Below are 11,935 nucleotides of genomic sequence, written 5' to 3' on the forward strand. Positions count from 1 at the left end.
CTAAAAATAAGCTAGTTATTCTTATAATTTTTTAAAAGTTATCTAGTTTAATAAAGCATATATAAATAAAATAAGCGTGTTTTGTTTTCGAATAAATCTTTAGAGAATGATACTGGCTATTAAAACTAACACCTACCATGGCATTTCCACGGCAGGTGTTAGTTATATCAATAATCGTTTTAAAAATGGTTTGAGGCAGTTGCGGAGAATTCCTTCTATCCAGCTTTCTTGTGCCGATGATAAATGTTCTGACTGAAGGCTTTCTTTTAGAAAATCTCGGACTTGTTCTGGTGAGATTTCAAATTCAAAAGCTTTCATTTTATAGAAAAAGTCGATGAGATGATCGGACAGATACTCGGATGAAAAGGGAACTTCTCCATTTTTTCGATATTCTAATAAGAGGCGAGCAAATCGAGCTTTTTCTTCAGGAAGCTCACGGAAATAGGAATTGAGGAGCCAGGTCTGCTTCTGCTTTCTTTCAATTGGATCCTGAGCTGCAATTCGTTGATCTTTTTCCAACTCTTTTTGGTATTGCTTGGCCTTAATAGCCCGTTCTGTTCGATTTTTACCAAAAAGAATTTTCTCCCACTTGCGTTCTTCTTGAGTTAGGGTTTCTGTAAAGCCAAAATAATCTTGGTAGGCACGCTCTGCTGGTCCCATAGCTAGAACTAGATTGTCTGCATATTGCTTGGCGATTTTATCCCTCTTCTTGCGCTCTTTCTCTGCCTGGATACGGAGTTCTTGTTCGTAGTCAATTTTCTCCTTGCCTAGCTTGACAAGGTAGAGTTGATCATCCGGTTTTCCAAGTAAAAAGGGTTTGATACATTTTTCAAGGACTTCTTCCATGCGAGCCTTTTTCTTTGGCTCAGCCTTGGTCCAACTGCCACCTTGAAAGACTTCTAGGAAGAGATGGTAGTCTTTCTCAGGTGAGAACTGATTTCCACGATTGGGTTTAAAAACACCTTTTTCCCAGAGCCACTTTAGAAGTCGCTCGTCAAAGTCACTTTTATTGACCTTTATTTTTTCCTTTTTCTGGGCTTTTCTGGTCAGATTTTCAACCTTTCTGAGTAGTTTTTCTTCCTCCTCTAACTGCTGGTCAAGGGACAATCGATGAAAATGACGAACACAGTCGCTGCCGATTGGAAAGAGGCGTTGGCCTGTGACACCATTAAAGAGTTCATAAGAGTATTTGATGGCATTTCCACAGACACAATTGCTACGGCCGATGCCGTTAAAAATCAAGGAAACTTCATTCCATTCCTTGGTAGCTTGTTCCCAAGTATTAGCTTTTGAAGCCTGTAAAACCGCATCGTGCAGGGATTTTCTAACTGGAAGTGTCATGAGGTCTCCTTTCTAGATTATACTTTTACAACTTGAACCTCGTCTTTGCCGAGCAAAATCAAGTATTTTTCTATGTTTTCAATCGAATAGGCACGAGATAAGGCCTCTCCATAGAGGGCTAACTGACCACGATAGCGGTCTATGAGTTGACTTGGCCCATCATAGCGGTCTGTCTTGTAGTCGAACAGAACGATTCTATCCTCATAAAGTAGATAGCCATCCAAGATTCCACGGACAACGAAGTCTTCCTGACTCTTTTGGTCTCGTTTGAGCATGGAGAAAGGTTGCTCGCGGTAGAGATGGTCTGTATTGGCAAGAATTTCCTGACCAAGTGCTGTGTCAAAGAAAGCAAGAATTTTCGAAAGATTAATCTTGTCTCTGATAGCTGGGCTGGTTTGAACTTGTCTGAGAGTTTCTGTCAGGCTAGCAAGCGTTGGTCGCTGGCTGAGGTCCATTCTCTGCATCAGTTCGTGGGTGGCACTACCAATCTCAGCTCCTGTTACCTTTTCTTTGGTTGAAAAATCTGGCAAATCAAAGCTAATTTTCTTGTCTACTGACTGGCCTTGACCTGCAATCTCGACACCTTCCATATCCATAATTGGTTCGTAGAATTTCTTGATTTGACTTGGGGTTTGAACACTAGGAAGTTCAATGGCTGCACGGCGAAGAGTATTATAGACTTCCACTTCTTTCAGCATTTCAAGAGCTTCTTTGATGGTTTCTGACTGGCGATTGTCTACTTGGGAGCTATCTTGGAGAGGACTTTTGTTTTCCAACTCTCCGATAGCTTCTCTGGTCAACTGATCTTCTCCAACAAAACGATAGCTAAAGTTGAGATGATCCTTTGCAAACACTTTGCTGATAGCCCAAATCCAATCTTGGAAATTCTTGGCTTGCAGTCTAGTGTTGCTGTTTAGTTTTCCATTTTTAGCTGCTGGGTATTCCTTGGCTTCAAGCTTTTCGCGAGAACCCTTGCCGACAAGATAGAGCTTTTTCTCAGCCCTTGTCATAGCAACATAAAGAAGGCGCATCTGTTCTGAGTAGCTTGCCAGCTGTAATTCCTCTTCATTCTGCCTATAGGTCAGGCTAGGAATAGAGAGTTTGATGGTTTTAGGATAGTGGTCTTCTACTGCCCCCGTCTCCATTTTGGCAATATACTTGACACCTAGACCATTTTTACGACTGAGAATGACCTCTGACATAGAGTCTTGCTTGTTGAAGTCTTGATCCATATTGAGGATGAAGACGTAAGGAAACTCCAGCCCTTTACTTTTGTGGATGGTCATGAGTTCTACTGCGTCTTTTGGCGGTGCGACGGCCACGCTTGCCAAATCGTGCTGGGCTTCTAAAACTTGGTCAATCATACGAATAAAACGCGACAAGCCCTTGAAATTGCTCTTTTCAAATTGATCAGCACGCAGTGCTAGGGCATAGAGATTGGCCTGTCTAGCAGGACCATTTGGCAAAGCCCCAACATAATCATAATAAAAGCGGTCGTTATAAATCTTCCAAATCAGGTCATATAGGGAGTGGATTTTGGCATACAAGCGCCAAGAAGCCAAAATATCCATGAATTGCTTTAGTTTCTCAGCTAGAGCCGTGTGAATCAAGTTTTTCTGGCTTGTTAGCATTTTTTGTGCATTGATCAGTTTCTCATAGAGATTTTCTTGGACTTGATCCTCTGCTTTCTGAAGAGACAAACGTGCCAACTCGTCCTCATCAAAACCAAACATTGGAGACTTCATAAGGGCAACCAAGGCATAGTCTTGCAGAGGATTGTGAATGACACGAAGGGTGTCTAGCATGACTTGCACTTCTAGGGATTGGAGATAATTGTTTTGCTCTCCATCGGTTTTGACAGGAATCCCGTACTCAGACAGGGCGAGTAAAATTTGATCATTACGACTACGACTGGAGGTCAAAAGGGCAATTTCTTTAAAGGTAACACCTTGTTCCTGATGAAGTTTCAGAATCTCCTTGATGACTAATCGCATTTCGCCTGTTAGTTTCGTTTCTGTTTGACTCTCTTCTTCCTCACCTGTATCGTCCTTGTCGTAGAGGAGAAATTCTGCCTTGTTCTCAGGATTAGGAGTTAGTTTGCTATTGGCAAAAACAAGCTGGTGCATGCTGTCATAGTTGATTTCTCCAACCTCTTGGTCCATGAGACGTTCAAAGATATCATTGGTTGCTGACAGCACTTCTGAACTACTACGGAAATTTTCCTTGAGGAGAATCAGCTTTCCTTCTTCAGGATTTTGCGCATAGTGTTGGAATTTTTCATTAAAAATCTGCGGGTCTGCTTGACGGAAACGGTAGATGGACTGCTTGATATCTCCCACCATAAAGCGATTGTGTCCATTAGAAAGTAATTCCAGCATCCGTTCTTGAATATGGTTGGTATCCTGATACTCATCGACCATGACTTCATGGAAGCGATCCTGATAAGCCTCACGAACTTGCGGAAAATTCTCTAAAATCTCAATGGTGTAATGGCTAATATCAGCGAATTCAAAGGCATTTTCCTGACGTTTACGCTGACGATAAGATTCTACAAAATCACTCATGAAGGCTTGGAAGGTTTTAGCTAGTTCCCATGTATCTCCATGATAACGTTCTTGATAGTCGAGAATGGTTATCTGGTCTGACAGTTGTCCTAGTTTAGCAAACTGGGACTTTCTTTCTTCGTTGTAGGTATCAGCCAGGGGCTTCAAATCAGCCTTACGGCTGGCATTAGTCAAAGCTCGGCCGTTTTTCTCTTTCGAAATTGCGACAACACGCGCAAGCACCGCTCGATAAGCCTGGCTATCGGACCCTTGATTTAAGGAGGCAATTTCATCCAGAATCAACTGAACATTCTCTAGATAAGCAGCCTTTGGAAACTCCTTGGCATCATTATCCAGATGATAACGGAAGAAACTTTCCAAGTCCCAAAGGGCTTGCTGGATTTGTGTGGTCAGTTTTTCTTTTTCACTAGTAAAATCAGCTTTTTCAAAGCCTTTTAAGAAAGATTCACTCAGCCATTTATGAGGATTGCTGGTGGATTGGAGAAAGTCATAGATTTTATAGACCTGCTGGCGTAGCCCCCGTTCATCCTTGCCACGTCCAGCAAAGTTTTTCAGCAAATGACTAAAGATCTCTTTCTGTTTGCCTTGGTAATGGGCTTCAAAGACCTCATGAAAGACTTCATTTTTTAAAAGAAGTTGCTCGCTTTGGTTTTGTAAAATACGGAAATTTGGCGCAATATCAAGCAGATAACCGTGTTTGCCAAGGAATTTTTGTGTGAAAGAGTCCATAGTTCCGATAGCAGCGTTGGGTAGATCAGCCAACTGTCGGCCCAAGTGTTGTTTAAGCTCGACATCATCCGTTTTTTGGATCTGTTGGCTGATTTTCTTCTCTAAACGTTCCTTAAGTTCAGTCGCAGCCTTAACGGTAAAGGTTGAGATAAAGAGTTGAGAAATTTCGACACCACGTGCCAATTGATCTAGAATGCGCTCGGCCATGACAAAAGTCTTCCCAGAACCAGCCGACGCTGAGACAAGGATATTCTGACCAGAAGTGTAGATGGCTTCGATTTGTTCGGCAGTTTTCTTTTGTTCCTTGCTCGAATTTGCTTCTGCTTCTTGCAGTTTTTGAATTTCCTCCTCAGTTAAAAAGGGAACGGGCTTCATCGATTCAACTCCTCTCTTATTTTTTTAAACCAAGCTTGCTTGAGTTTTTCTCCGACCAGACGCTTGCCATCAGTTAAGTCCAACTTCTCTAGGAAACGGGCTTGGCCCAAGTGGTAATTGGCTTCAAATCCTGTGATGGCTTGGTGTTGCTGGACGTATGGGGCAATACTTCTGCCATTTTCTGTATAAGGATTAATGGCAAACTGGCCTGCTAAAATTTTCTCAGCTGCTTTCTTGTAAAGATGGGCATTGTAGTCCAGTAGGAGCTGGAATTCCTCATCTGTCAGCTGATTAGCCTTGTTTTTGTTGTAAAATTCGCCCAAATGACTACTTTCTTTTTCTAAAAAGAGTCCTTGGTATTTCATAGACTTGCTGGCTTCTACTACTGCACCTGCCAGACTTTTAACGGCCATCAAAGATTGGACAGGCTCAGCCATTTCCAAGTACATAGCACCGAAAAAGTTCTGCTCCCCTTCTCTTTTTAAGGCAGCTAAGTAGGTTGGCAGTTGAGAATTGAGTCCATTAAAGAAATGAGGAAACTGGAACTGAGTCAAACTGGATTTGTAGTCTACTACTCCTATCGCTCCATCAGCTTTCAATCGGTCAATGCGGTCAACCTTGCCTCGTACAAAGACACTGCGACCATTGTCCAATTGAATAAAGGCTTGCTCTTTTCCGCCAAAATTTGCTTCCTCTTTGATGGTTTCGATGGCTGGATTGTGTCGGAGAATATGGCCAGTCGTCCGTGCAACATCAAGCAAAACTTCCTTGGTAAACTGGGCTTCCAAACTTTCATGATAAATTGCTTCAAATTCGCGTTCTTGACTGGTTTCTTGAATAGCTTGTTCTAGACGGTTGTCAAAGGAACCTTCATCAGGCAACTGCAAGGCACGCTCAAAAATGCGGTGCAAGAAATTCCCATGACTACGAGCATCCGGACGCAGACGCAATTCTTCCTGCAAGCCTAGAACATAACGGAGGAAATAACTGTATTGGTTACGGTAGAACTCCGTCAAACCAGACGTAGACAGGTAAAACTCCTGATCAGTAGGATAGAGAGCTTGTAAGGTATCCTTAGCCAAGGGCTTACTGCTTGGACTGGTTGGAAGGGCAGGATTTTTCAGACCTTTTTGGTCAAGTTTTTTACCCATGACACGCGCTAGAACCTTAATAAATGTCAAATCTTGCTCAGTCTCACTCATTTCGCCCTGCTGGTGATAGGCAACCAGACTGGACAAAAGACTGTGATATGACCCAATATCCTCCTTAGACAGCCCTTTGTGATTCATCCTCTTCTCTTTCCTGCTAAATCCAAAATGGACTAGCTCTTGAAGATAAGCTGATTCCTTGCTTTCACTTTCGTTAAAAAGGCTTGGAGCTGACAAGACCAACTGCTTACGAGCAGAATTGACCAAGGAAAGCATAGTGTAGCGATTTTTCTTGAGGTTTTCACTGCTGGCAATCAGCAATTGAACGCCTTCTTCGGTTGCTTGGTTTAAGCTTTGTCTTTCTTCATCAGTTAAAAGACTGGTATTTTGCGCGATTTTTGGTAAATTGTCCTGAGTTAGCCCAATGGCGTAGACAAAGTCAGCAGTCAGTGGTGCAATCAAATCGTAACTCTGCACCAGAACGGTATCCACTGTCGCTGGAATGGTGCGATACTGAGACAAACTCATTCCAGAATGGAGCAAGGCTAGGAAGTCCTCTAGACTAACCTGTGAACCAGCAAAAACAGTCGCAAATTGTTCTAAAACATGACAGAAAGCCTTCCAAACTTCGGCTTGTCTTTCCTGTTCAAGAACTTCCATAGTGGCTGTCAAATCTTGTAACTGCTTGGACACCTCTCCTTCTTTTAGAAAAGAGTTCCACTTTTGCAAGAGATTTTCAGCCTTTTGTTTTCGACTGGAAAAGAGGGTTTCAAGAGGTGCTAAAATACGCAGACGAAGAGCATTTAATCGCTCTAAATTAAATTTTCCATGGTGGGATTTGGTAAAGGTTTGCTGAAAGGCTGGCAAGCCATTGATACCAAGATAACGGATATATTGCTCAAAAGCATCAATATCCGCTTGGCTAAGGTCAGTATATAAACCAGTTCTGAGGAGATTAATCAAATCTTCCTGACGGAAACGATAGCGTTTCAAAGCTAAAATAGATTCGACAAACTGTGTCAAGGGATGATGGGCCATGGATTCGCTTCTACCAAGATAGAAAGGAATCTGATACTGGTCAAAAATAGTTTTAAGGGATAATTGATAAGAAGACACATCTCCCAAGAGAATACGAAAATGCTTGTAACTCAGGTCGGAGTTCTCATGCAATTTCTGACGGATACTACGGGCAACTAACTCCAACTCTTCCTTTTGTGTCAAACAAGACCAGATTTGCAGATTTTCCCGGTCCTTATCATCGACCTCCAAAGTGAGCTCTGAAAAGTCATAAGAAGACTCCAACAATCGAGAGGCCTTATCAAAACTATCCATCTTATCATGAGTTTGAGAAGAGTCCTGTGCAGGTGTTTGGTATTTAGAGGCTAGATGATGGAGAAACTCCACACTGGCTTGGTAGAGATTACCCTCGCTAAAAGGACTGGTATAGGCTTTCTTACTAGCATAAGCCCCAATGACAATCTCAACACCCTTGCCATGAAGTAAGTCCACAATCCGCTCTTCCTCAGCAGAAAAACGAGTAAATCCATCAATAATCAAGGCAATTTGAGTAAAATCACTACTTACCTTGTCATTCTCAATAGCCTCAATCAAATGGGACAACTGACTTCCCTTAGCTAACTGCCCTTGATTGAGATAGGCGGTTACTTTCTCAAAAATCAAAAGTAAGTCTGCTCGCTTGTCCTCGTCAGTCAAACTTTCCAAGTCCAAAAAACTCATCTGAGCAGTCGTCATCTCGTGATAAAGATCAATCAACTGCTGGATAAACTGAGGATCCTGCTTAATCGCACCATAAACACGCAAGTCCTTGGGGTCAAGTTCCGCAAGGCACTTATAAAAGGCCATCCCAAGACCAATATCATCTAGACTAGTTTTAGCTGGTAAATCATTCAAGACCAGATAACGAGCCATTTGAGCGAAGCGCGTGACGGTAATCGCAAAAGAAGCCTGCTGGGACAAGCATTCCAGCACGGCGCGTTCCTTTTCAAATGAAAGAGAGTTGGGGGCGATGTAGAAGACCCGCTTGCCCGCAGCAACTAGCTCTTCTGCCTCTCTGGTTAGAATTTCTGTCAAAGAAGTCCGAATATCAGTATAAAGTAATTTCATCTCTGCCTCGTTGGAATTTTTCATTACCTTTTATTATACCATTTTTTAATTAAGCAATCCTGTAAATAATCAGTTCTTGCTCATCTGTTGAAAAGAAAATGCCGGAAAGTTCCGACATTGTTTTAGTAAGCTAACTTCCTGAAAATAGGAGTAACCACACATTCCAGAAGGCAGTGATATTGATGAGGATATGAACCACTATTGGATAATAGAGATTTTTAGTCATACGATACAATAGAGCCAAAATGAGACCTCCACTAGCATAAATGAAAAAAGCAAGAGGAGTTAAAGCAAAATTGACATGAATATAACCGAAAATAATAGCAGAAAGCAAAACATCTCCGTACCAAGGTGAGTTTTTGAAAAAGGTTGTCATAAGCACACCGCGATAAATCAATTCCTCAGCAATAGGGCCGATGAAGCAAGCTATGAGCAAAAAATAGGGTAACTCCTGTCGTCCCATCATTTCTATCGTTTCATTCAAAGAAATTTGATTTGAAGACGGGGATATGAAATAAGACAAGAGGAAGTCAGACATATACGAAATGATGTAGCCCAGTAAAAGATAGATAAAATATCTCAGCTGCCACTTGAAATGAAAAATGTTCTTTCCTGCAAAAACTAGTAGATAGATAACTGCTGACAAAAGAACTCCACTCTCCAACAAAAGCAGAATCTGAAAAAATTCACGACTTGCTGGTAGATAAGGCTTTGCGAGGTGATTGAAAATTCCCCAAAACCAAGTTGATTTGTAAAAAATTAAGGATAATGCTAGTAAAATCTGAATAACCTGTTTTTTCATCTTAAATTATCTGTTTTCCTTGACTAGATTATTGAATATAATTGTTTATTTAACTGTATAACAAATTTAGTATAGCATATATTAGCGAAATATCCTCTTCAAATCATGAATTGTTATCAAAACATCCTAAACTGTAAAATCAATTAGCCCCAAGCTTTCTATCAATTTCTTCTCTAAAATATGCTATAATAATACCAAAAGATAAAGAAGGAAGTCTTATGATTAAACTACTAGCTTTGGATATGGACGGAACCCTCCTCAATGAAGCCAAGGAAATTCCACAAGCAAACATTACTGCTATTCACCAAGCCATTGAAAAAGGTGTCAAACTGGTTCTCTGTACGGGTCGCCCGCTTTTCGGTGTCCTCCCTTACTACAAAAAACTGGGGCTTGACCTCCAGAACGAATATGTCATTGTTAACAACGGTTGCTCAACTCACCAGACAAGTGACTGGAGTCTGGTTGATTGGCAAGAACTTAGTCCAGCAGACATAGAATACCTCTATGACCTAGCTGAAAAAAGTGAGGTTCAGTTGACACTTTTTGATGAGAAACATTATTTTGTCCTCGGTGGTAAACCAAATCAAGTCATTGAAAATGATGCTAAACTAGTATTTTCAGACCTGACTGAAATTTCTCTTGAGGAAGCGACTAGTGGCAAGTACCGGATGTTCCAAGGGATGTTTTTGGGAACAAAAGAGCAAACAGATGATTTTGAAGAGCGTTTTGCTGAGGAACTCTGCCAACGATTCAGTGGAGTTCGTTCGCAGCCTGTCATTTATGAAGCTATGCCACTTGGTACGACAAAGGCTACCGCTCTTTCTCGACTAGCAGATATTTTGAAGATTGATTCCTCAGAGATTATGGCTATGGGCGATGCCAATAACGATATCGAAATGCTCCAATTTGCAGGCCTTGGTATTGCTATGGGAAATGCCAGCGATTATGTCAAATCCCTAGCTGCTGACGTTACAGTCAGCAACGAAGAAGACGGCGTTGCACGTGCCATTGAAAAATACATTCTATAATTAAGAAGCCCAGTTCATATCAACTGGGTTTTGATATTTAAGAATTCCTAAAACTTTAGAAACTCTTTAGAAATGCTTGAGCTTTCTTTGATTTCTATGCTTTATACTAGAGTTATCAAAATAAATCAAAAGGAGAGAATCATGAAAACAGTACTTGACATTCATGGATTGTCCAAAAACTTTGCCAAACAAGCTATTCTTCAGGATCTTCATCTAACGATAAGAGAGGGAGATATTTATGGACTTATCGGGAAGAATGGAGCTGGGAAGACTACCTTAATCAAAATCATTACGCAACTACTCTTTGCCGATAAAGGAACTGTTTCCCTCTTCTCCAGCAAAACGGAAAATGAGTGGAGCAAGTCTCTATCTCGAGTAGGTTCAGTTATCGAATCACCTGTAGCTCATAATCACTTAACAGCCTATCAAAATCTGAAATATTACTGTATGATTCGTCATATTCCAAATGCTGATCAAGTCATTCGAGAAACGCTGGATTATGTAGGATTGTCAGATACAGGTAAAAAAATCTTTCGAAATTTCTCTCTTGGAATGAAGCAAAGGCTTGGGATCGCCATTGCCCTTCTATCTAAACCAGACTTCCTGATTTTAGATGAACCTATCAACGGTCTCGACCCAATCGGTATTAAAGAGTTTCGACTGATGATTCAACGGCTCAATCAAGAAAAAGGAATCACCATTCTCATCTCTAGCCATATCTTGTCAGAACTCTATCTCGTAGCAAATCGCTTTGGTATTTTAGATCAAGGCAAGATTATCCGTGAAATCAGCAAAGCTGAATTTGAAACACTAAGTGAGGATTATATTGTCCTTAAGACAGCTGATCAGGAGAAAGCTTGCCAAGTATTGAAAGAACAAATCCAGCTCCAGTTCAAGGTTGTTAATCCTGAAAACGAAATTCACATCTTTGGTCAGGAACAAGATGTCAAACAGATTCTTAAGGAATTAACCTTGGCAGATGTTGCCATTGACGAGATTTACTACGCCCGTCAAAATCTAGAAGAATACTTCACTCAATTGGTCGAATAGGAGGAACATCATGATACATACCATTCAAGCAGACTTTTACCGTCTTTTCCGTTCTAAAGGATTCTGGATTACAGAGTTCATTCTCTTTGTACTCATGTTAATGGGGGCTATTTTTGGGGCTACTGGCCATCTGATGGCAATCAATACAGAAGAGCCAGAAATTACAACCCATGGTTGGGACGGTATTCAAGCTCTTATCAATGCGTCTAGCAATGATTCAAACCTTGTTTTTCTCTGCATTATTCTAATATGTTTAGTTCTTGGGGTCGATCTAATCGGCAAGCTTTATAAAAATAGTTTGACAGTTGGCGTTTCTCGTACAGAGTTTTTCTTCGCTAAATCCTTTGTACTAGCAAGCATCGCTTTCTTGCAACTCATCGCCAGCCTTGTGATTGCTTTTGTTCCCTCAACTCTACTGAACGGACTTGGTACGATGCCTGATGGTTTTATTGCCAATCTCCTCTTAATGATTTTCCTTCAATTTCTATGCCTACTCGCTTGGCTTTCCATTATTTCCTTTATTCTCTACCTGACTCATTCTTATATTGCAGTATTTATTGGATATTTGGTCAGCTCTATCATCCTTTCTATGCCAATGATCATTTTTCCAAATATCAAATTTTTACCATATTTATCCTTGCATTTTTCCTATGCTATGACTGCTAATAGTGAATCCATTTTCTATACACTTATAGTTACCTTAGCTGTTATTGTAATCTTTAATCTAAGTGGATTGGCAGTTTTTAAAAAGAAAAGTCTATAAAAAATGACCTC

The 11,935-nt window shown here is 40.9% G+C and carries 7 protein-coding genes; 3 read left to right on the top strand and 4 right to left on the bottom strand.

The window, feature by feature from the left end; translation table 11 throughout:
• Positions 1-162: 162 nt before the first annotated feature.
• The 4 genes from N8L39_RS01560 to N8L39_RS01575 all read right to left on the bottom strand — a co-directional run bounded on the left by N8L39_RS01560 (position 163) and on the right by N8L39_RS01575 (position 9,083).
• A complete protein-coding gene (locus N8L39_RS01560; RefSeq protein ID WP_261009893.1) occupies positions 163-1,341 on the bottom strand; it encodes a hypothetical protein in 1,179 nt (392 codons plus the stop codon).
• Positions 1,342-1,358: 17 nt separating this feature from the next.
• Positions 1,359-5,009, bottom strand: a complete 3,651-nt coding sequence (addA, locus tag N8L39_RS01565) for a helicase-exonuclease AddAB subunit AddA (RefSeq protein ID WP_261009892.1) — start codon at positions 5,007-5,009, stop codon at positions 1,359-1,361.
• Positions 5,006-8,281, bottom strand: coding sequence for an ATP-dependent nuclease subunit B (gene rexB, locus N8L39_RS01570; RefSeq protein WP_261009891.1), 3,276 nt, complete (start codon positions 8,279-8,281; stop codon positions 5,006-5,008). The genes addA and rexB overlap by 4 nt, the downstream gene beginning before the upstream one ends.
• 130 nt (positions 8,282-8,411) lie before the next feature.
• The gene (locus N8L39_RS01575) at positions 8,412-9,083 is read right to left on the bottom strand and encodes a CPBP family intramembrane glutamic endopeptidase (RefSeq protein WP_261009890.1); all 672 of its coding nucleotides are present in this window, start codon (positions 9,081-9,083) and stop codon (positions 8,412-8,414) included.
• Between the two features lie 218 nt (positions 9,084-9,301).
• Here N8L39_RS01575 and N8L39_RS01580 point away from each other — a divergent pair, with 218 nt between their 5' ends.
• The 3 genes from N8L39_RS01580 (at position 9,302) to N8L39_RS01590 (ending at position 11,924) form a co-directional block, all read left to right on the top strand.
• A complete protein-coding gene (locus N8L39_RS01580; protein WP_261009889.1) occupies positions 9,302-10,111 on the top strand; it encodes a Cof-type HAD-IIB family hydrolase in 810 nt (269 codons plus the stop codon).
• 141 nt (positions 10,112-10,252) lie between these two features.
• Entirely contained in the window at positions 10,253-11,161 is a 909-nt protein-coding gene (locus N8L39_RS01585) for an ATP-binding cassette domain-containing protein (RefSeq protein ID WP_261009888.1), read from the top strand.
• 10 nt (positions 11,162-11,171) lie between these two features.
• The gene (locus tag N8L39_RS01590) at positions 11,172-11,924 is read left to right on the top strand and encodes an ABC transporter permease (protein WP_261009887.1); all 753 of its coding nucleotides are present in this window, start codon (positions 11,172-11,174) and stop codon (positions 11,922-11,924) included.
• Positions 11,925-11,935: the final 11 nt, after the last annotated feature.

The sequence above is a fragment of the Streptococcus mitis genome, from assembly GCF_946190285.1.
In the GTDB taxonomy this organism is placed as follows: Bacteria; Bacillota; Bacilli; order Lactobacillales; family Streptococcaceae; genus Streptococcus; species Streptococcus mitis_CP.